Annotated in this window: 17 protein-coding genes, 1 pseudogene and 1 riboswitch; of the genes and pseudogenes, 11 read left to right on the top strand and 7 right to left on the bottom strand. The window is 67.1% G+C overall.

All coding sequences use genetic code 11. From position 1 onward, the window contains the following. The first annotated feature begins 3 nt into the window (after positions 1–3). The 3 genes from VLK66_RS24130 (at position 4) to thiC (ending at position 5,455) form a co-directional block, all read left to right on the top strand. Positions 4–2,064 (top strand): AarF/UbiB family protein, encoded by a 2,061-nt coding sequence (locus VLK66_RS24130; protein WP_325312057.1) that lies wholly within the window; start codon positions 4–6, stop codon positions 2,062–2,064. After that, positions 2,061–3,398 carry a 1-acyl-sn-glycerol-3-phosphate acyltransferase gene (locus VLK66_RS24125; RefSeq protein ID WP_325312056.1) on the top strand — a complete coding sequence of 446 codons (1,338 nt, stop codon included), beginning with the start codon at positions 2,061–2,063 and terminating at the stop codon, positions 3,396–3,398. Before VLK66_RS24130 ends, VLK66_RS24125 begins: the two co-directional genes overlap by 4 nt. A gap of 63 nt (positions 3,399–3,461) precedes the next feature. After that, positions 3,462–3,559, top strand: a riboswitch (TPP riboswitch). Between the two features lie 135 nt (positions 3,560–3,694). After that, a complete protein-coding gene (gene thiC, locus VLK66_RS24120) occupies positions 3,695–5,455 on the top strand; it encodes a phosphomethylpyrimidine synthase ThiC (RefSeq protein ID WP_325312055.1) in 1,761 nt (586 codons plus the stop codon). A gap of 845 nt (positions 5,456–6,300) precedes the next feature. Here thiC and VLK66_RS28800 read toward each other — a convergent pair. Together VLK66_RS28800 and VLK66_RS24115 are read right to left on the bottom strand one after the other, a co-directional pair. Further along, the gene (locus tag VLK66_RS28800) at positions 6,301–7,116 is read right to left on the bottom strand and encodes a UbiA family prenyltransferase (protein ID WP_414676528.1); all 816 of its coding nucleotides are present in this window, start codon (positions 7,114–7,116) and stop codon (positions 6,301–6,303) included. Further along, complete coding sequence (locus tag VLK66_RS24115) at positions 7,094–8,107, bottom strand: hypothetical protein (protein ID WP_325312054.1); 1,014 nt, start codon at positions 8,105–8,107, stop codon at positions 7,094–7,096. Before VLK66_RS24115 ends, VLK66_RS28800 begins: the two co-directional genes overlap by 23 nt. A 593-nt stretch (positions 8,108–8,700) precedes the next feature. Between VLK66_RS24115 and VLK66_RS24110 the strand changes: the two are divergent. Further along, positions 8,701–9,129, top strand: a pseudogene (locus VLK66_RS24110) (phosphomethylpyrimidine synthase ThiC); the annotation flags it as partial. A gap of 98 nt (positions 9,130–9,227) precedes the next feature. Here VLK66_RS24110 and VLK66_RS24105 read toward each other — a convergent pair. After that, entirely contained in the window at positions 9,228–9,914 is a 687-nt protein-coding gene (locus VLK66_RS24105) for a TMEM175 family protein (RefSeq protein ID WP_325312053.1), read from the bottom strand. A 701-nt stretch (positions 9,915–10,615) separates the two neighbouring features. Between VLK66_RS24105 and VLK66_RS24100 the strand changes: the two genes are divergently transcribed. The 6 genes from VLK66_RS24100 (at position 10,616) to VLK66_RS24075 (ending at position 14,861) form a co-directional block, all read left to right on the top strand. Next, entirely contained in the window at positions 10,616–10,942 is a 327-nt protein-coding gene (locus VLK66_RS24100) for a hypothetical protein (protein WP_325312052.1), read from the top strand. Positions 10,943–11,013: 71 nt separating this feature from the next. Continuing rightward, positions 11,014–11,343 (top strand): hypothetical protein, encoded by a 330-nt coding sequence (locus VLK66_RS24095; protein ID WP_325312051.1) that lies wholly within the window; start codon positions 11,014–11,016, stop codon positions 11,341–11,343. A 378-nt stretch (positions 11,344–11,721) separates the two neighbouring features. Further along, positions 11,722–12,768 carry a hypothetical protein gene (locus VLK66_RS24090; protein ID WP_325312050.1) on the top strand — a complete coding sequence of 349 codons (1,047 nt, stop codon included), beginning with the start codon at positions 11,722–11,724 and terminating at the stop codon, positions 12,766–12,768. 236 nt (positions 12,769–13,004) lie between these two features. Continuing rightward, a complete protein-coding gene (locus VLK66_RS24085) occupies positions 13,005–13,190 on the top strand; it encodes a hypothetical protein (protein ID WP_325312049.1) in 186 nt (61 codons plus the stop codon). A gap of 146 nt (positions 13,191–13,336) precedes the next feature. Next, entirely contained in the window at positions 13,337–13,654 is a 318-nt protein-coding gene (locus tag VLK66_RS24080; RefSeq protein ID WP_325312048.1) for a helix-turn-helix transcriptional regulator, read from the top strand. Continuing rightward, positions 13,641–14,861 carry a type II toxin-antitoxin system HipA family toxin gene (locus VLK66_RS24075; protein ID WP_325312047.1) on the top strand — a complete coding sequence of 407 codons (1,221 nt, stop codon included), beginning with the start codon at positions 13,641–13,643 and terminating at the stop codon, positions 14,859–14,861. The genes VLK66_RS24080 and VLK66_RS24075 overlap by 14 nt, the downstream gene beginning before the upstream one ends. 94 nt (positions 14,862–14,955) lie before the next feature. Here the strand turns inward: VLK66_RS24075 and VLK66_RS24070 are convergent, their stop codons facing one another. Next, the gene (locus VLK66_RS24070; protein WP_325312046.1) at positions 14,956–15,768 is read right to left on the bottom strand and encodes a helix-turn-helix domain-containing protein; all 813 of its coding nucleotides are present in this window, start codon (positions 15,766–15,768) and stop codon (positions 14,956–14,958) included. A gap of 139 nt (positions 15,769–15,907) precedes the next feature. Further along, positions 15,908–17,206 carry a tetratricopeptide repeat protein gene (locus VLK66_RS24065; protein WP_325312045.1) on the bottom strand — a complete coding sequence of 433 codons (1,299 nt, stop codon included), beginning with the start codon at positions 17,204–17,206 and terminating at the stop codon, positions 15,908–15,910. Between the two features lie 542 nt (positions 17,207–17,748). Here VLK66_RS24065 and VLK66_RS24060 point away from each other — a divergent pair. Next, positions 17,749–18,681 carry an OmpA family protein gene (locus VLK66_RS24060; RefSeq protein WP_325312044.1) on the top strand — a complete coding sequence of 311 codons (933 nt, stop codon included), beginning with the start codon at positions 17,749–17,751 and terminating at the stop codon, positions 18,679–18,681. A gap of 78 nt (positions 18,682–18,759) precedes the next feature. Here VLK66_RS24060 and VLK66_RS24055 read toward each other — a convergent pair whose 3' ends face one another. Both VLK66_RS24055 and VLK66_RS24050 read right to left on the bottom strand, forming a co-directional pair. Further along, on the bottom strand, positions 18,760–19,338 hold the full coding sequence (locus VLK66_RS24055) for a PIN domain-containing protein (RefSeq protein WP_325312043.1): 579 nt from the start codon (positions 19,336–19,338) through the stop codon (positions 18,760–18,762). After that, positions 19,335–19,766 (bottom strand): hypothetical protein, encoded by a 432-nt coding sequence (locus VLK66_RS24050; RefSeq protein WP_325312042.1) that lies wholly within the window; start codon positions 19,764–19,766, stop codon positions 19,335–19,337. Before VLK66_RS24050 ends, VLK66_RS24055 begins: the two co-directional genes overlap by 4 nt. Positions 19,767–19,806: the final 40 nt, after the last annotated feature.

Raw genomic sequence — 19,806 nt, 5'->3', positions numbered from 1 at the left:
CCCGTGCGGAGGAACCCGGCCCCCACCCCCGGCGCGGCGGACGACGAGCCCGCGGACGACGAGGCGTCGCGCCCCCAGCCGCGCCACGCCGAGCCGCGCCTGGAGCTGTTCGGCGACGTGGGCCAGTTCGTCGCCGCGCTGGGCGCCGATTCTCCAGCCGACCGTCCTGAGCCCGCGGCCGCGGACGACGCGCCGCATCTCCGCGCCGAGCCCGGGGCCGATGCTGCGCCGTCTATCGCCGACGACGAGCGCGCGCATTCGTTCGACGAGGTGACGCTGCCGGAGGCGCACGCCGTCGTCTCGCGCGAGACCTTCCGCGCCGGGCCGGCGGACGAGACCACCGCCGAGCCGCCGCCGCGCGCCGCATCCCCATCCCCCGATCCCCATCCCGACGCGCCGCACGTGGCCCCGAAGCCGCGCGCCATGCCGTTCGTGTTCGACCCGCTGCGCCCGTACCGCGGCGTGGTGCGGCGCTTCTTCGTGGTCTACAAGCACGTGCTCGGGCTCCTGGCCGGGGGCGCGGTGACGTACGTCCGCGCGCTGCCGCGCGAGCGGCGGCACGGGCTGCACTCCTGGTTCCCGCGGCTCACCGCCTCCATCGTCTGGCCCTTCCTGGACCGCGACATCCGCAAGCTGGCCTTTCCGCAGCAGCTGCGGCGGCGGCTGGAGATCCTGGGGCCCACGTACATCAAGCTCGGCCAGATCATGGCCATCCGCGAGGACCTGCTCCCGCGCAGCATCACCCGCGAGCTGGCCAACCTCTTCGACCGCCTCCCGGCCATCCCCTTCACCCAGGTCCGCGAGATCATCGAGCGCTCGCTGGACCGGCCGCTGGCAGCCTCCTTCGCCTCGGTGAACGAGCAGCCGATCGGCTCCGCCTCCATCGCCCAGGCGCACCGGGCCCGAACGCTGGCGGGCGAGGACGTGGTGGTGAAGGTGATCAAGCCCGGCGTGCGGGAGATGATCGAGAGCGACCTGACGCTGCTGGGGATGGTCGGCGGCTTCCTGCAGTGGGTGATCCCCCGCTACCAGCCGCGGCAGATCGTGCGCGAGTTCAGCGCGTATACCGCCAAGGAGGTCGATTACAACTTCGAGGCGGACAACGCCGAGACCTTCGCCGCGAACTTCCGCGACACGCCCGACGTCGTCTTCCCCAAAATCTACCGCGAGCTGTCGTCGGGCGACGTGCTGACGATGGAGTTCATGCCGGGGTTCAAGCCCGGCTCGCCGCCCACCGAGCAGCTGACGCCCGAGGAGCGCGAGCGGGTGATCGACCTGGGCGCCGCGTCCATCATCCGCATGCTGTACCGCGACGGCTTCTTCCACGCCGACCTGCACGCGGGGAACCTGATGATCCTCCCCGGCGACCGCGTGCGCGTGGGGTTCATCGACCTGGGGATGGTGGGGCGCTTCGAGGAGCGCACGCGGCGGCAGATGCTGTACTACTTCCACGCGCTGGTCTCGGGCGACATCGACGGGTCCACGCGCTACCTGACCGACATGGCCACGCTGGGGAAGGGCGGCGACCCGCAGGGCTTCCGCCGCGCCGTGGCCGACCTGTCGCGCCGCTTCGTCTCGCGCGCGGGCCGCGGCGACATCTCCATCGCCCAGCTGATCCTCGAGTCCGTGGGGCTGGGCGGAAAGTACCGCGTCTTCTTCCCCGTGGAGATGACGCTGATGGTGAAGGCGCTGGTGACCTTCGAGGGCGTGGGCCGCACGCTGGACCCGCAGCTGGACGTGGCCGCCGTCTCGCGCAGGCACGTGTCGCGGATCTTCCAGCAGCAGTTCGACCCCCGCCTGCTGGCGCGGCAGATCCTGCGCGGGAGCCCGGAGCTGGTGGACATGGCGGTGCGCCTGCCGCAGCTCCTTTCCGCCGGCTTCAAGTTCGCCGACGAGCACCTGAACAACCGCCAGCCTTCCAACCCGCTGCAGGGGATCAAGGGCGCCATCCTGGCCGCCGCCTGCATCGTGGGCGGCGTGCTGGCGGCCATCCAGCACGCCTCGCCGCTCCTGTGGGGAGGGATGTTCCTGCTGGCGCTGGTCCTGTCGGTCTTCGGGAGATGAAGAAGCCGGAGCCCGCCGCCGCGCCCTTCCGGGTGGACCTGGAGCTCGGCGCCGCCGACCTGGAGCAGCTGTGGGAGCGCTTCGACCCCGAGCAGGACGAGATCCCCGCCGTCGGCGCCGTTCCCGAGCTGCCGGCGGCGGACGAGGCCGCGCACGACCCCATCGACTGGGAGTACATCGAGTCGCTGAACCGCGGCTTCCTGGGCGAGATCGTGGACCACTGGTTCCGCGGCCAGATCGTCGGCGCGGAGAAGATCCCCGAGGGCGGACCGCTCATCATCGCCCCCAACCACAGCGGCAACGCTTTTCCGCACGACGCGGTGGTGCTGGACGGGCTGCTCTGGCGCCACTACGGCCTGGGCCGCGCGGGAAAGTGCCGCTCGGTCTACACGCCGCAGCTGGCGGCGGTGTGGTGGATGCGGCCGTACGGGCTGGACAACTGGTGGCGGCGCGGCGGCGGGGTCGACATGACCTTCGCCAACTACGACGCGCTCCTCGCCCGCGGCGACAAGGTCGTCTACTATCCCGAGGGGGTGCCGGGGATCGGGAAGGGGTTCCTGAAGCGCTACCAGCTGCAGCACTTCCATTCCTCGTTCGTAGCGCTCGCGGCCAAGCACCGCGCGCCGGTCTACACCGTGGCGGTCGTCAACGCGGAGTGGGTGAACCCCACCAGCGTGACCTTCGAGTGGCTGAACCGGCTCTTCCGCAACACCGTGGGGCTGCCGTTCTTCCCCATTCCCACCGTGTTCCTGGCGGCGCTCTTCCCCTTCGTGTTCTACCTGGGCTTCCCCTGCCGCATGGTGTTCGTGGTCGGCGACCCCATCGACGTGCGCGGCCTGCTGCGCGAGGAGGGGGAGACGGATCTCGATCATCCGGACCGGGATGCCGTGCTGCGCGTGGCCGAGCGGGTGCGGCGGCTGTCGCAGGAGCGGCTGGACGCGGCGGTGGCCGAGCACGGGAAGAAGCCGTGGGACGTGCGCGGCCTGTTCCGCTCGATGCGGAAGCTGAAGGGGCGCATCTGGAGCCGCACGCCGCTGGGGTGGCCGTACGCCTATCTCCGCCACGAGCGCGACCGCCGCCGCCCGCCGGCCCGGAACGGGCTGCACGCCTTCCTGCGCGACTGGGACATCCTCTTCTACTACATGCCGTTGGGGTGGATCGGCCTGGCGCTCGCGCGGGTCCTGCGCAAGCCGCCGTACGGCTACCGCGGCCTCACCCGCCGCGAGCGCACCGAGCGCGAGGGCTCCTTCCGCTGGACGCTCGACACGCGCCCCCTCCCCCCGCGCTCCGCGCTGGAGCGCGAGGCGGAGCTCGCCGCGTCGGGGGACGATTGAAGCCTTCGGGACCGCGGGGGGGATGGGGACTGGTCGGGACCGGCCGCATCCCCTAAGTTCACTCTCAGCCGCCAGGGGTATCCCCGTAGATGGGGATTGAGAGAGTCCCTTGGAACCTGATCCGGATCACACCGGCGTAGGGAGCGCGGCGTGTCGTTGCAAGACGGTCCGTTCCTTCAATCCCCACCGCCCGAAGGAAATCCGTCCCAGGCGCCACCCGTGCTCACGGGCGGCGCCTTTCCGTTTCCCTGAAAGGCGCCGCGCACCGGACGCACACGCTCGCGCAAGGAGACGCCATGATCGCCACCGCCCGCCCCCGCACCGACACGCCCGCCGGCGACTACGGCGACGCCTTCCCCAGCTCGCGCAAGGTGTACGTCGACGGGCGCCACGGCATCCGCGTGCCCATGCGCGAGATCGGGCTCTCGGGCGGCGAGCCGCCGCTGCGCGTGTACGACACCAGCGGCCCGCTGGGCGGCGACGTGCGCCAGGGGCTTCCCTCCGTGCGCGGCGAGTGGATCGCGGGGCGCGACGTATCCCCCGTCTCCCGCACGTACACGCCGATCCCCGGCCGGAGCACGGCCGAGCTGCCGGAGTCGCTCGCGCGGCCAACGCTGCGCGGCAACGGGGCGGTCACGCAGATGGCCTACGCCCGCCGCGGCGACATCACCCCCGAGATGGAGTTCGTGGCCCTGCGCGAAGGGGTGGATGCCGAGCTGGTGCGAAGCGAAGTCGCGCGTGGGCGGGCCATCATCCCCGCCAACATCAACCACCCCGAGCTGGAGCCGATGATCATCGGCCGCGCGTTCAAGGTGAAGGTGAACGCGAACATCGGGAACAGCGCGGTGACCTCGTCCATCGAGGAGGAGGTGGAGAAGCTGCGCTGGGCCACCCTCTGGGGCGCCGACACCGTGATGGACCTCAGCACGGGGAAGAACATCCACGAGACGCGCGAGTGGATCCTGCGCAACTCGCCCGTGCCGATCGGCACGGTGCCCATCTACCAGGCGCTGGAGAAGGTGGGCGGCGTGCCCGAGGAGCTGACCTGGGAGCTGTACCGCGACACGCTGGTGGAGCAGGCCGAGCAGGGGGTGGACTACTTCACCGTGCACGCGGGCGTGCTGCTGCGCTACATCCCCATGACCGCGAAGCGGATGACGGGGATCGTGAGCCGCGGCGGGTCGATCATCGCCAAGTGGTGCCTGGCGCACCACCGCGAAAGCTTCCTGTACACGCACTTCCGCGAGATCTGCGAGATCATGCGGGCGTACGACGTGAGCTTCTCGCTGGGTGACGGGCTGCGGCCGGGCAGCATCTACGACGCCAACGACGAGGCGCAGTTCGCGGAGCTCAGGACGCAGGGCGAGCTGAACCGGATCGCGTGGGAGTTCGACGTGCAGACCATGAACGAGGGGCCGGGGCACGTGCCCATGCACCTGATCAAGGAGAACATGGACCGGCAGCTGGAGTGGTGCCAGGAGGCGCCGTTCTACACGCTGGGGCCGCTGACGACGGACATCGCGCCCGGGTACGACCACATCACCAGCGCGATCGGCGCGGCGCAGATCGGGTGGTACGGCACGGCCATGCTCTGCTACGTGACGCCCAAGGAGCACCTGGGGCTGCCGAACCGCGACGACGTGAAGTCGGGCGTGATCACGTACAAGATCGCGGCGCACGCGGCCGACCTCGCCAAGGGCCACCCGCGCGCGCAGGAGTGGGACGACGCGCTCTCCAAGGCGCGCTTCGAGTTCCGCTGGCGCGACCAGTTCAACCTGTCGCTGGACCCGGTGACCGCGCTGGCGTACCACGACGAGACGCTCCCCGCCGAGGGCGCCAAGATCGCGCACTTCTGCAGCATGTGCGGCCCGAAGTTCTGCTCGATGAAGATCACGCAGGACGTGCGCGACTACGCCGCGCAGCTGGAGGCGGCGGAGGCGGGGATGGCCGCCAAGAGCGCCGAGTTCCGCGAACGGGGCGGCGAGGTGTACCTTCCGGTGGTAAACGAGGCGATCGCCGAGGCCATCGAGGCGGAGGAGACGGTCGCGGCGGATTGAGTTGCTCAACAAACTCTGCCCGGTAACCGGGAGGGCACAGATTAGTGATCCTCTCGGTTTGGGTCGCCGTAGCGTTGTCACACTGCGCCCGCTGCATTGAGGTTTGGTGTGGTTAGGGAAGAATCATCTGCACAGACTTGAGGCAGCTGGAGGCCAAATGACTCCTCTGAAAGAAGCGACTATCGCGGTTCTCTACTTGAAGTGCGCGAATCCCTAGAAACCCTTCGAACCAGACGAAGCTCTTGAATTGTCCACCATCCGAGATAGAAGTAGAAGAGTGTCAATAACTCTGAACTTGATATCGGGACACGCCCCAATTGGTACATAAGGACGCCCCAAAAGATATTCCACACACCAAAGGCAACAGAAAACCGAAAGGCAAACCGGGCGTACGATAAACCGTCCGACCCGGACCTAAGTGAATAGAGCGACCCTGAATGCGGATGCCAGTAACTAGCGAATGCCTCAAGAAGCGTAGGCATTGCGTTATCTACACCACCACTCCGGCTACCTAGGAGCCGACCAGCCCAATAATCCAGCTGATGAGCGAAACCAGAGCCGATTACGATAGCAGTAAAGGTAAGGATTGCGCGCTCAAAGTTCCCTGATGTTGAAGCCATAGCAATCAGGATTACTCCACCCCCCGGAAAGTACGCGTTAAATACGACCATGCCCTCGAAGAACGAAATTGTAGCGATAAGGAGTAAACTGCCCGACCGGAGGCGGTCTGTTAAAAATTCAATTATTGCGGATGACGGAACGATTACTCCGTATGCGCTAAGGAAATGAACGATGATGAGAAGCGCAACAACGGAAAGAGGCAGAGTCAGGCGTCGATACCGCATCTATTGGACTGTCCACACTGTACTTGCAAGTGCCAAAGCCCCTAAGAACATGGGCATACGAGTGAGTTGGAGGCGACGCCGCAGTTCCAGACCCGGCCACGTGAGTACAAGGCCAAGTAGCAGGAGAGAGGAGCAAGCTAGTAGGTAACCGAGTGTAGACCGAACTACAACTAGCATAGAGAGTCCTCCAACCACTATCAATATCACTGCCATTCTTCGTGCTGCGGCGACACCAATGAGGACAGGAATAGTTTTCAGGCCGAATCGGCTGTCGCCCTCAATGTCGCGGATGTCCAAGTACACTTCTCTGCCGGAGATGTATAGTACAAGTGCGGCAAAGACAGTATTTGGGAACTGTCCACCACCCACAGCTGCGCCATAGGAGAGGGGAGCACAGCACAATAACGCCGTATAGAGGCCTTTGAACAAGGGGAAATGCCGCGCAAAAAACGAATAGAGAATAACAGATGCAGCAGTGATAGAGAGGATCACCATGGACTTACCATGTAGCGGTGTGAGCCCAAGTGAAATGAGAATTAGCAACCCACTCGCGATGATCCCCTGAGGCCGCGTAACTAGACCTATTGTTACAGGTCGTTGGATACACGCCAGAGCGTCCTTGGACTTGTCATAAATGTCATTGATTATAAATCCCGCCATCGTAACAAAGGTCATTGCACATCCCGCTGCTAACGCAGGCCACCATATCGCCGCCGGAAGGAATGCGATGGTAGCCCCGGTTGCGCAACCGGCAATGACGGAGTGGATCGGGCGTCCGGATACCCATAGGCCCCTAAGTAGGGTGAGGATTTTCATCCGCCAGCGGAAGTAGTTGAGTGGCATTGGCTGCCTCCTCCTTAGGCCCGGGCTGGGCTACCCACCAAGCCCAACCAGAAGCTGCAGCTGCGAACAGAACGTAAATCAGGATCAACCAATTGAAACGATCATAACGGGTGCTTGGGCCACCGGCAAATACTATCGACAACAAGCCGACGAATGCGAAGAATCCGCAGACAGCTCCAGTGAGCGCGATGGCGTTGTTCGGTTGCGCATAATGCTCGACAAGTGCTTGTTGTGTCCTAGGCATCTGCTTGTGCGTCTTGAGACTGACGCCCATGACGACCGCAAGCAATCCCGCCATGATCGAGTACATCCCGCCGACGCATGCCAACGGCGGTTCCGGCAACGCTATCTCCCCCTTCATATGCGCCGCGACAGCCAATTCCAAGGGCAGACTGATCCCAAATACGGCCGCCCAGAGACTCATTCGCCTGTAGTTTGCTGAACTCCCGTATCTGAACCAAACCAGCGATCCAGCAAGTAACCATACCATCACAAACGGCAGGTATGACGACTCGGTCTGCAGGTGCAGGTAAGTCGAAAGGAAAAGCGGCAAAAATAACGCCGTAGCCACATTCGCTCCACTCAAGAACGAGCGCTGTTCATTGAGGGAGTAATTGTCATTCGGCCGGTATTCAAGCCCGGCAAGGACGCTTGTGGTGACCCGCCAAGCCTCGGACACACCCATTGCGAGCGTCAGGAACATCCCAAGAATCCAAACACTGATCCACTCAACCCGCAATAGCATGAACAAACCAATTACGGTCAGTAATAGAAGCCCTTGGATCCCGTATATTGCCTTTACAGAAAGCCATAGCGAGGCAAACCATAGTGTCAGGGTGAGCACTCCTGATACGACCAAGAGGATAACACCCTCCTTGGCTTGTAGATAGTATCCGACGCTGAAGGCAGGCAAGCAGGTTGCAAGTGCTGGAAAGTACGAGCGCGCACGGAAGGTGAATAGCACGGAGTCACGTGGTCGAATCGTCCGGTGGGCCGAGATGACACCGAACGGAATTGAGGCCGCGAGAAGGACTACCACCCAGTGCGGGTCCTTGAACAAGTCGTCTTTGTACGCTGCATAATAAAGGTACGCAAGAACGAAGAACCCGAAAACAAGCATCGCGGGTAGGTAAATCGATAACGAGTGCAAAGATGGTATATCGCGCGGACGGACGGAGCGCTGTTCATAACGAGCGGCATGGTTAGTCAGGCATGCCAAGAGCAGTAGCCAGAAAAGCCCAATAAAGGCTAAGTCCTCTCCTCGAGGGAACATGGTCCCGTGCTTAAGTGCATATCCGGCTAACGTACACGCGACGCCGGCCAGGAAGTACCCCGTGGTCCCTCTAAAGACAGAAGGAATGCCGGGGGGAGTGCGTCGCCCGTTCATATATTTGGTCTTGGCGGTGAAGAGGGTCGGGGCTTCGATAACGCTGCCAACATAAATTGGAAACGGGTCAGCAACAACGATGTTCTCTAATCAGCCACTCTGCTTTATGTGGGAAGGAACGTCTATGTAGCAGAAGACTATAACTGTAGGGGCTACGCCGTAGCTTCTCGAACTGCGACGACGTGAAGGCGGGGGTGATCACCTACAAGATCGCGGCGCACGCAGCGGACCTCGCGAAGGGCCATCCCCGCGCGCAGGAGTGGGACGACGCGCTGAGCAAGGCGCGCTTCGAGTTCCGCTGGCGCGACCAGTTCAACCTGTCGCTGGACCCGGTGACCGCGCTGGCGTACCACGACGAGACGCTGCCGGCCGAGGGCGCCAAGATCGCGCACTTCTGCAGCATGTGCGGGCCGAAGTTCTGCTCGATGAAGATCACGCAGGACGTGCGCGATTACGCCGCGCAGCTGGCGGCTGCAGAGGCCGGCATGGCCGCCAAGAGCACCGAGTTCCGCGAGCGTGGGAGCGAGGTGTACCTTCCGGTGGTGGACGCGGCGATCGACGAGGCCATCGAGGCGGAGGAGACGGTCGCGGCGGATTGATCGCTTCGAGTGGCCAGCAGGGAACGGACGAGGGGAGCCCAGCCGGTGCTCCCCTCGTTCAGTGTGTGTCGGCTACTGCTTTCGACCTCGCGCAATCGCTACTCTTCCAATTTCTCCTCCTCGCTCGGCTCCTCTCCGGGCTTGTAGCGCGGCTTGGGCTGCGGCAGCAGGAAGAAGGCGACGCACAGCAGCGCGATGGCCACTCCCATGCGCGGCGCCGCGACGGCGACCGGAACGGCGGCGATCTGGATCAGCGTCGCAATGCCGTAGCGGCGCGTCATCTGCCGGAGGAAGTCGGGCGCGAGCCGTTCGTCCATCACCCGGCGGCCCGCCATTCCGTAGAACCACTTGGCCATCCAGGTGCAGGCGGTCAGGGCGAGGCCGGCCACCAGGGTCACCGACGCGAGGGACTCGAAGGGCGTGCCGAGGTGGAAGCACCAGACGCGGATCGGATAGGGGACGACGACGATGGCCAGCAGGAACAGGAGGTTGATCGCGCCGAACCAGTGATCGCTCCTGGCGTAGATTCGGCCCGAATAATGGTGCTGCAGCCAGTAGGCGCCGATCACGAGGTAGCAGAGGACGAGGGCGAGATGCTCGCGCCACTGCTCGGCCATGGCCCTCGCCAGATCGCTGTAGCCATGCGGCCCCTCGGGCGATCCGGGGACCTTGATCTCGACGATCAGCAGGGTCAGCGCGATTGCGAAAACCGCGTCGCTGAACCCCTCGAAACGGCTGAGTCCGCGCTCGGCACCATGGGTCCGCGCGTGGGTTCGTTCGGCCATCGCTCCTCCTTGCCGGTGGCGCCGGGGCGCAGCTTCTCACCCTCTCCACCGAGGGCGTTCGGGGCGGAGTAAACGCCGCAAAGAGAGTGCCCCAGACGGGCAGGGCAACGGTGCTCCGCAGGTGGACTTGACCGGCGCAACCCTACCCGACGTGGATCGTACGGACCGTGGCCATCTTCAGCGCAGGAGGGGACGGATCAGGCAGAAAGTTGGCCGAGGCGAGTTCCAGCGCAGCGCACGAGGTCCGAGTTCCGCGAAACGGTGGCGAGGTGTACCTTCCGGTGGTGGATGCGACGATCGCCGCCCGAGTCGGGGCGGAGGAGACGGTCGCGGCGGATTGAGCCGGGGTCACGCCGCCGATGAACGAAGAGGGCGCCTCCTTCCGGCGCCCTTTTTTCTTTGCAGGTGCTCGAGAAGCCTCCTCACCGACATCACTACTGTCCGGCCAACGTAGGCAGCCGCCGACCGTGCGCACGGCGTCCCTGGCGGAATGCCGGGATGTCGTTTGCAGACAGAGATTTTTCGAACTTCTCTGAGTCTTCATTTGACGCACATGTGGCGAATTGCGGCGCCACCTGCGCCCCAGTGACTCCCGAGCGTGCCGCGAGTATTTCTGAAACAAACGTTTAATAGGACTGCACGCGAACCCGCCGTATCCTTGCGTTGCAGTTCACCCCTCATTCCTCCGTACGGAGATGCGCATGTCCCAGGTAGTCATCAACCAGGCCGGCCCTCTGCCCATCAAGCAGAGCTTCATGTGGCCCAGCAGCGAGTCCATCATCGTGGCGGTGTCTGGCTCGGCCTGGACGCAGAAGCCCAACACGCTTCTGACGCTGCAGGTGATGGTGGACGACAAGGTGCTCGGGACCATCCAGCAGCTGGCCGCGGCGGCGACCACGCACCTGGCACTGCCCACGGGGTTCTTTGCCGTCAGCCGGCAGATCAGCCAGGCCGTTCTCACGCTCTCCGCCGGCAACGACACCATCACCGACGCGAACGACCACTTCACCGTTGCCCTGATCTTCTGAGCCATGGCCGGCACCTGCTCCGGATGTCCGCCGCGCCGGGCCCATCCCTCGTTCCGCATGGAGATGCTGTCATGTCCCAGGTGATCATCAACCAGGTTGGGCCGCTGCCCATCACCGCGCCGGTTTCGTGGCCCAGCGATCGAGCCGTGCTCGTGTCCGTGTCGGGCTCGGCCTTCACGCAGCAGGCCAACACCCCGCTGGCCGTGAAACTGTCCATTCACGGCACCACGATCGGCACATTGCAGCTGTTCGCCAATCCGGCCGGAACGCACATGGTTCTGCCCGCGGGCTTCTTCAGCGTCAGCGGTGGGTTCGGGGAAACGTCGATCGTGCTGAGCGCCGCCAACGGCACCACGCTCGCCGACAAGAACGATCTCTTCACGGTTGCGCTGATCTACTAGGTCCGGACCACGAGGGCGGCGGAGCCGGCCGGGCTTTCCGGACCGCCGCCGCCCCGCAGTCTTCGCCGCCCATCCAGGCGCCCACGCTCCCGGCTGGGCTTTCGTTCGTCATCACCCGGTTCCGCGCCGCCGCCAAGCGCGCCAGCGGCCAGGAGTTGGTCGGCATCCAGCTCCTCGCCGCCGCCGCCACGACTCGGCTCCCGGTCCTCGCGGTCCCGGGTAACAATCCGCCACGCACGACGCGGCGATCGTGCCGATCTGCAGGGATCGGTTCCTCTGGCGCACCGGCGGAATCGCTGTAAATTGTTATCCACCTTGCAGTTTTCCCCTTCGGGCCCCCCCACCTGCCTTCCCCCTCCCTCCTCCGGAGGCATCGCCATGCCCCCCACGGCACCCCAGAGCCTGCGCGACCAGCTCCTCCGCGAGGCGGTGGAGATGATCCGCTACGCCTTCGCGTCCGGCAAAAGCGTTCCCACCAGCGTGGTCGACGCGGTCGAACAGTACGAGTCGCACCCGCCGGAGGGGCCGCCGCTCGCCCCCGCGCCGCTGGTGCTGGCCCACTCGCGGCTGGCCAGGATCGTGGCCCCCGCCACGCCGCGCGCCATCGTGCTCCTGGCCGACGGGGAGACCGCGGGGCGGTTCGCCTTCCTGGGCCCCGTCGTGCTGGTGCGCCAGCTCATGGCGGTGGCCATCGGGTGCGTGGTGGCCTTCGTGCTCCTCGGCCTGTTCGAGGCCACCGGCTCGAGCACCGTGAGCTTCGTCAACACCTGGGGATGGAACCTGCTGCTCAACGAGCTGTGGTGGCTTTCCGCCGCCGGCCTGGGCGCCTCGTTCGCCATCCTCTTCCAGGTGAACGAGTACATTCGCAAGTCCAGCTACAATCCCAAGTACGCTCCCACCTACTGGGTCAAGTTCCTGCTGGGGGTGATGGCCGGCTACATCCTGGTGGCGCTGCTCCCGTTCGAGGTCCCGCGCCAGGGGACGGCAATCAACCTGGTGCAGCCGGCCCTCGCCCTGCTGGGCGGCTACTCGGCGTCGGCCGTCTACCGCATCCTCACCCGGCTGGTGGAGGCGGTGGAGGCGATCTTCCGCGGAAACGTCAAGGACCTGATCGCCGAGCGCGAGGCGGCCGCCACCGCCCGTGCCTTCGAGGAGGCTTCGCGCGGCCGCGTGCGGCAGGCGGCGCGGCTGGTGGACGTGCTGGGCCAGCTCGCCGCCGGCGCGACCGCCGACGAGGTGTCGGCCACCATCCGCGAGATCGTGGCCTCGCTGGCCCCCGAGGTTTCGGAAGCGGAGCCGCTGCCGGCGACCGTCTCGCGGGCGGCGCCCGCCTCGGTCACCGTCGCCGCCACCCCGCAGGCCCTCGTCGCCGCCGCGGGAAGGGCGCCCAGGGAGCCGGCGGAAGAAGTGGCGCTGGCAGGCTGATCGTTCGTTCGCGGCGCGAGGCCGGCATGGCCGCCAGGAGCGCCGAGTTCCGCGCGCGGGGCGGCGAGGTGTATCTTTCCGGTAGTGGATGGATCGCCGGTCGCGGCGGGGGGGACGGTCGCGGCGGATTGATTGCCAGGCGGAAGGACGAGGCGGAAGAAGGGGATGATGGGCTCGGCGATGCAATCCGCTCGCGGGCGAGGCGTCCCTTCCCACACAGCCAGGGGAGACCAGCGATGGCGGATGGTACCACGATGAACGCGGCGGAGCGCGCGAAGCTCGAAGCGCGCCGCGACCGCCTGATGAAGCTGATGAAGGAGAGCGACGGCTCCGGCGGCGGCGAGCAGCTCGATGCCGACGACCGCGCCGACCTGGCGCAGGAGTGGACCCGCATCGACAAGCTGCTGCAGCAGTCGCGGTGAAATCGACTCGGCGGTGATCTGGCGATGTAGGACGAAGAGGGTGGAGCCTGAGCCGGCTTCACCCTCTTCTGCATGGTACTGGATCTCCATCATGTTAATTGCTAATATGATAGTAGAAAAGTCGGCTCTCATCGCTAACAGCTAACATGTTGCCATCCGAGCTACGCACGCCAGCAGAGGTCGCTCGGGCGCTGGCGGGCCGGGTGCGCGCGCTCCGGCTGCAGCGCGGGTGGACGCAGCAGGAGATGGCCGAGCGGGCGGGGCTGACGCTCGCGACCTACCGGCGCTTCGAGCACACCGGCCGCATCGCGCTGGAGCGGCTGCTCAGGATCGCCGTGCTCCTGGATGCGGGCGCGGGCTTCGACGACCTGTTCGCGCTGCCGCCCGCACGATCCCTGGCGGAGCTCGCCGAGCGAACGCAGCCCTCCCGCAAGCGAGGAAGGCGGAAACGTGCGGACTCTTGAGGTTCGGCTCTGGGGAGCGCGGCAGACGACCGTCGGCACGCTGGCCGAGGAGGGCCGCGGGATCTACTTCGAATACACCCCGGCGTTCCTCGCGGACCCGCTCCCCATCTCCCCGTTCAAGCTCCCGGTGAAGCCCGGACTCTTCGACCACGCGGACCGCGAGTTCGGCCCCGTCTTCGGCGTGTTCGACGATTCGCTGCCGGACAGCTGGGGACGCCTGCTGATGGACCGCGCGTTCCGGAAGCCGGGGCGCAGCCTCGCCGGCATTTCGGTGCTGGATCGCCTGGCGTACATCGGGACGCGCGGGATGGGCGCGCTGGCGTACCATCCACCGACGCCCGACCCCGATTCGGGGCCGCTCGAGGTCGATCTCGCGACCCTCGCGGCCGAAGCCGAGCGGGTGCTGGAGGGAAGCGCGGACGACGTGCTCCCCGCGCTCCGCATCGCGGGCGGATCGCCGGGCGGCGCGCGGCCGAAGGTGCTGGTCGGGGTGCGCGACGATGGCCGGATGATCGCCGGGACGTCGGAGCTACCCGAAGGCTATCGCCACTTCCTGGTGAAGTTCTCCGCCGGAGAGGACGGCCCGCACCTGGGCGCCGTCGAGGCCGCGTACGCGCGGATGGCGGCGGAGGCCGGGCTGAACGTCCCCCCAACGCGGCTGTTCGAGACGGAGGATGGCGGACGATACTTCGCGGCGGAGCGGTTCGACCGCCGCGGCAACGCGCGGCTGCACATGCACAGCCTGGGCGGGCTCTGGCACGCGAGCCACCGCGTCGCGTCGATGGACTACGAGGGTTTCCTGCGCACGACCTTCGTGCTGACCCGCGACCATCGCGCGCTGGAGGAGGCGTATCGGCGGATGGCGTTCAACGTGGTCGCGCACAATCGCGACGATCACGTGAAGAACACCTCGTTCCTGATGGGGACGGATGGGAAATGGACGCTCGCGCCGGCCTACGACCTGACGTTTTCCGAAGGTCCCGGACGGCAGCACACGATGGACGTTGCGGGCGAGGCGGCGCGCCCCGGCGACCGCGACATGCTGCGCGTGGCCGAGCGCTGCGAAGTGGACGCGCGGAAAGCGCGCGCGATCATCGAGCGGGTGCGCGATGTGGTGCGCCAGTGGCCGAGATTTGCGGCGGAGACGGGAGTGCCCGCGGAGACGGCGCAGCAGATCCGCCAGCTCCTCGCGCAACGCGTCGGGTAGGCCGTCAGGACACGCGAAGGCGCAAGCAGAAACCCCGCCGGGCAGCGCGCCCGGCGGGGTTTTCTCACGTGATCGGCCGATCGGCGCCAGCGGGTCAGAACGCCTGCTGGGTGCGGTACTTGGAGAGCGCCTCCAGGAACACCTTGCTGGCGCGGGCGAAGGCGCCGCGGCGGCGCAGCTCCGTGGGGCTGCTGCCCACGAACTTCTGCGTCACGCGCCGCAGCCCGCTGTCCGACGAGTAGCCGCAGGCGTGGGCCACGGAGAGCACCGTGCGGCCCGGGTCGTCCAGCAGCTCGCAGGCCAGGAGGATGCGCATCCACGCCAGCAGCTTGCGCGGGGGCGGCAGCTCCGCGCGCTCGCACCAGCGCAGCAGCGTGCGGCGCGAGAGCTGGAGCGAGCGCGCCAGGTCGCGCCCGTGCCCGCCCACCGCCACCACCTCGGCGGCCGCGTCCACGATGGCGCGGGCGCGCCCCGGGGTGTCGGGCGGCAGGGTGTTCTCCAGCAGCGCCTTCAGCGGCCGCCCCTGGCTCTGGCGGAAGCGCTGCACCATGGCCTGCGGCGTGTCGTCGTGGCCGATGGAGATCACCTGCACCACGCCCCACTTCCCCAGCGTGCGCAGGTCGTCGATGCGGTCGGGCTTCACCTCCAGCGCGGCGAACACGGCGGTCGACGGGAACTCCACCAGCAGCGAGCGCAGCGCCGGCGAGGGGCCCACGCGCCCGTTGCCGTCCTCGTACGGGTTCACCACCACCAGCGCCGAGGGCGGGCTGTCGCGCACCGCCTCTTCCAGCGACGGCCAGTCGGGCACCGTCTGGAAGGTGTACTCCTTGCCCGCGACCCTGCGGACGCGCTCGCGGAACTCCTCGTTGCCGTGCAGGACCAGAAGCGGGCGTGCGGCGATCTTCATGACCGGATCTACCAGGTTGAGTGTCTCTGCAGGCGCGGGGGTGTGTCTTTCGGTACCGCCCGATGGGCGCAAGATGCCGCCCTGCCTGCGTTTGGATAAGGCCGGCGCGGACCGCTCGCGGTCCGCGCCGGCGGTGGGGCTACCGCGTGACCAGCGATGCGTTCAGCGAGCGCACCAGGTCGGTCGCGAACATCTCCGTCTCCTGCGGCGCCTCGGGGCGCGGGGCCTCGGCGGCGGCGCGGCCGCGCGCGCCCCGGCCGCGTCGCACCGAGTCCAGCACCGACTCGGCGCCCAGCAGCGTGCGGGCCTGGCCGCGGTCGCGCGCCGTCTTCACCGCGCGCTCGGCGGCACGCTCCGCCCGCTCGAACTCGCCCAGCTGGGCGGCGCCGTGGGCCAGCTCCAGCAGCACCTGCGCGGCGTTCTCGGTGCCGTCGTCGCGCGCCAGCCCGTCCCACACCTCGTCCCACGTCTGCTCGAACTGCCGCCGCTCGCCGGCACCGGCCGCCGCGCGCACGATGTTGGCCAGCGCCACCAGCCGGTCCTCGTGCCGCGTCATGTGCGGCAGCAGCGCCTCGAACACGGTGAGCGCCGGGGCGAAGTGGCCGCGCTCCACCCAGAAGTAGGCGATGTCGTTGGCCAGCGCGGGAAGGCGCGGGTGCTCGGGGCCGTAGCTCTCGAAGGCGCCGCGGGCGTAGCGCTCGGCGTCTTCCTTGTGGTTCCCCGCGGCGGCGATGACGAACAGGTCGTGCAGCGCCGAGCCCTGGATGGCGCGCAGCGAATGCCGCCGCGCCGCGCGCAGCGCACGCACGTGGAACCGCCGCGCCGACGGGTAGTTGCCGCGCTGCATGTACAGGTTGCCCAGCCCGGAGAAGGCCAGCGCGTAGCTGGTCCAGTCGCCGCTCTGGCGCGCCAGGGCGATGGCGCGGCGGAACCAGGTCTCGGCCCGCGCGTACTCGGCGCGCCGCCGGGCCACGCGCCCCACGGCGTACGCCGCGCCCGCGTCGTACGGCACCGTGAGCGCCGCCGCCTGCGCGTAGGCGATGGCCGCGGCCGTGTAGCCGTGCCCGTCGGCCCAGTGCGCGATGTGCTGGCAGGCCAGCTCCACCGTTTCGGCGCGCGCCGTGTCCGGCCCGCCCACCATGCGCACGATGGTCATCAGCGGGCTCTCGAGCTGCACCTCCACCCCGGCCGAGCGGATCAGCCCGTGCAGCAGCGCGTCGGCGCCCGGCTCGAACAGCCCCACGCGCTCCTCGGGGGTGAAGCCGGCCCACAGCACCACGTCGCGCGCCGCCTGCCACAGGAGGAACCCCAGCGGGCCGCCGATCTCGTCCAGCACCGCCATCCCTTCGAAGTTCTCGGCTCCCGTGGTGATGGCGGGCGGAGTGCGCCAGCGGCGTGCGGTGCGCCGGACCGGCGGAGTGAGTCGCTTGGGTCGCATCGGGCGAGGCTCCGGACGTGCAGCAGGTTTTGAGGGGAGGGTCCCGGACCGCAGGATTTGAAATTGTACGGTATGATAAGCCGCAACCCCCTGCCGCGCCATACTCTTACCCTCCCCGGCCGGGAAAGCGCCCACCTGCTTCGGGTAACGTGAGGCGCATTCGGATCGCACCTCAAACGGCCACGACGCCGCTACCGACCGGCCTTAAGATCAAAGTTCGGGAACGGATGAAAACCACGCAAGTCCGCTCCCAACCTTCCTTCCGCTGCACCGGGGGCCCGGTTTCGCGGCCCGGCGGGTCCATCGCGGCGAACCTTTCCCGCGCTGGCGCAATGTGGCGGGTTGTGCGTGAAGGGGTCCGGAGCGCACGGAGGCCAAGGTGGACGAACCCGGGACGCATCATCCGGAAAGGACCTCCACTCCGTCTCCACCCGTTACCGACGGCGCGGCCACTTGCCGATGGGGAGGCCCGGCCGCATCCTGTAATCCCCATCCGTTCCGGCTCGCACGCATCGCTTCCATCTTCCTCCACAAGACGATCCATGAGACTTCGCTCCCCGCTCGCCGCCGCGGTCCTCACCGCGCTGGCCGCCTCGGCGCTCGCCGCGCAGGACAACCCGCACGCCTTCGGGACCGCGGGGAACACGCCGTTCGCGCTGAAGGGGCAGATCTACTACCTGGACGAAGGCACGGACCACCTCCCCGACTTCTCGCGGCTGCGCCCGGTGGGAACCATCTCCACCACCACGCTGAACGTGCCGGACCAGAGCTTCGAGGTGGGCTTTCCCGGGGTTACGGACCGGTTCGAGTGGTTCGCCATCGACTACCGGGGGGCGGTCGTGGCGCCCGAGGCGGGGACGTACCGCTTCCGGCTCACGTCGGACGATGGGTCGCGGCTGATCATCGACGGGCGGCAGGTGATCGACAACGACGGCGTGCACGGGCCCGGCGCGGTGGAAGACTCGGTGCAGCTCGCCGAGGGCGTGCACTCGATCGAGGTGCAGTACTTCCAGGGGCCGCGCGTGCAGGTGGCGCTGGTGCTGGAGATCGCCCAGGGCGGCGAGGACTACCAGCCGATGGACTTCGCGCGCTACGGCGCCGCCACCTTCCGCGACGAGGGGAACCGGCTGGTGGCGCAGCTGGGCGGCAACGTGCTGTTCGACACCAACAGCTCCGTGCTGAAGCCGCAGGCGCTGGCCGCGCTGGAGGAGCTGCGTACCTCGATGATCGCGCCGTATCCGGACGCGAAGGTGACGGTGGAGGGCCACACCGACAACGTGGGCGGCGACGCGGACAACCAGCGCCTGTCGGAGGCGAGGGCGCAGTCGGTGGTGCAGTGGCTGGTGCAGCACGGCGTTCCCGCGGCGCGCCTGGAGGCGCACGGCTACGGGAAGACGCGGCCCGCCTTCCCCAACGACACCCCCGCCAACCGCGCGAAGAACCGCCGCATCGAGATCATCGTGCAGAAGCAGTAGCCGAATTGTCGGCGGGAGCTGCGAACGGCGGCGGATCCCATCCGGGTCCGCCGCCGTTCGCGCAACTTCGATTCGCCCTCAGCCAAATGTGATCTCCCCTGTCCTGATCCACGCCGCAACCTCGGCGAAGTGGGCGATGATCACCTCGTGGTCCGTCGTGCGGTGGATCGCGATGCGCCCCGGTTTCACGATCTGCGTTCGGTAATTCAGAAAATCCGCGAAATTGCCGGTTGCGACTATGTCCGCTCGGCCCACGACTGCCGTTTCCAGAACGCCTGCGTCTTCATCATCGTGCAACGGAACCATGCCCGTTCCGCCGAGAACCAGATATGGAGCGCTGCCGCCTGGCGCCGCGGTCGCAAGTTTCGCGATGTGTTCGACGTACCCGCGTGCGTCCGTGGCACCGATTTCGAGATCGGTGACGAGCACCTTCTCGAGGCGCGAGAGCATGGCCCAGGAGATCACTATCTGTGTCGCGCCCAGCGCGCAGACACCCCTCGCGGCGGTGAGGGCCAGCAACTGCGATGCGGTGTTGGTCCGCCCCGCGTTCTCCGAAAGGAACGCGGCGCACCAGACATTCAGATCGATGCACAGCCGCAACGCACCCACCACCTCCGCGGCAGCTGACGGCTCGGCACTCCATCGGAGCGGCGTCACCGGGCGCGGCGCCGAGGCTGAGGCGCGTCCTGCTGCGCATCGGCCGTCTCGCTCCGCGAGCGAGCCGAATTCGGCTTGCGGACCTTCCTCGATGTAAGCCGGACGGCCTCAGCCATGATGTCGTCTTCGGTCTGCAGCGACGTGCCATAGACCTGCTTCAGTCGCGGCATCATGCGCCGAACGGAAGAGTGGTATCCCACTTCGAGGATCGCCCGGGTGACTTCGCGCAGCATCCGGTCGTACTCTCCCGCGTCGCCGAGCATCTCGAGCGAACGCAACGTGGAGTGCGCCTCGCCGGGCAAGCGGGCGTACAGCGCCAGCGCGGCGGCCGCGATCTGCGATGGCTTGCGCTGCTCGACCTTCGCGAGGTGCTCCACCAGCCTGGCCGTTTCCTCGTTCGTGTAGGCCGAGATCGTCTTTCCGGGCATGGAATCCTCCATGTTTCAGAGTTTCTATAGAAATAATAGG

The sequence above is a fragment of the Longimicrobium sp. genome, from assembly GCF_035474595.1.
Classification (GTDB): Bacteria; Gemmatimonadota; Gemmatimonadetes; order Longimicrobiales; family Longimicrobiaceae; genus Longimicrobium.
Note: the sequence above shows the minus strand (reverse complement) of the source record. Positions and strands in the feature narration are given on the sequence as shown.

What these genes read in the sequence shown, in the direction of transcription:
- VLK66_RS24100 (WP_325312052.1), top strand. Translation starts at nt 10,616, where the DNA reads ATGTCCCAGGTAGTCATCAACCAGGCCGGCCCTCTGCCCATCAAGCAG.
- VLK66_RS24070 (WP_325312046.1), bottom strand. Translation starts at nt 15,768, where the DNA reads ATGAAGATCGCCGCACGCCCGCTTCTGGTCCTGCACGGCAACGAGGAG.
- VLK66_RS24090 (WP_325312050.1), top strand. Translation starts at nt 11,722, where the DNA reads ATGCCCCCCACGGCACCCCAGAGCCTGCGCGACCAGCTCCTCCGCGAG.
- VLK66_RS24065 (WP_325312045.1), bottom strand. Translation starts at nt 17,206, where the DNA reads ATGCGACCCAAGCGACTCACTCCGCCGGTCCGGCGCACCGCACGCCGC.
- VLK66_RS28800 (WP_414676528.1), bottom strand. Translation starts at nt 7,116, where the DNA reads ATGAAAATCCTCACCCTACTTAGGGGCCTATGGGTATCCGGACGCCCG.
- VLK66_RS24080 (WP_325312048.1), top strand. Translation starts at nt 13,337, where the DNA reads ATGTTGCCATCCGAGCTACGCACGCCAGCAGAGGTCGCTCGGGCGCTG.
- VLK66_RS24085 (WP_325312049.1), top strand. Translation starts at nt 13,005, where the DNA reads ATGGCGGATGGTACCACGATGAACGCGGCGGAGCGCGCGAAGCTCGAA.
- VLK66_RS24105 (WP_325312053.1), bottom strand. Translation starts at nt 9,914, where the DNA reads ATGGCCGAACGAACCCACGCGCGGACCCATGGTGCCGAGCGCGGACTC.
- VLK66_RS24125 (WP_325312056.1), top strand. Translation starts at nt 2,061, where the DNA reads ATGAAGAAGCCGGAGCCCGCCGCCGCGCCCTTCCGGGTGGACCTGGAG.
- VLK66_RS24095 (WP_325312051.1), top strand. Translation starts at nt 11,014, where the DNA reads ATGTCCCAGGTGATCATCAACCAGGTTGGGCCGCTGCCCATCACCGCG.
- VLK66_RS24060 (WP_325312044.1), top strand. Translation starts at nt 17,749, where the DNA reads ATGAGACTTCGCTCCCCGCTCGCCGCCGCGGTCCTCACCGCGCTGGCC.
- thiC (WP_325312055.1), top strand. Translation starts at nt 3,695, where the DNA reads ATGATCGCCACCGCCCGCCCCCGCACCGACACGCCCGCCGGCGACTAC.
- VLK66_RS24050 (WP_325312042.1), bottom strand. Translation starts at nt 19,766, where the DNA reads ATGCCCGGAAAGACGATCTCGGCCTACACGAACGAGGAAACGGCCAGG.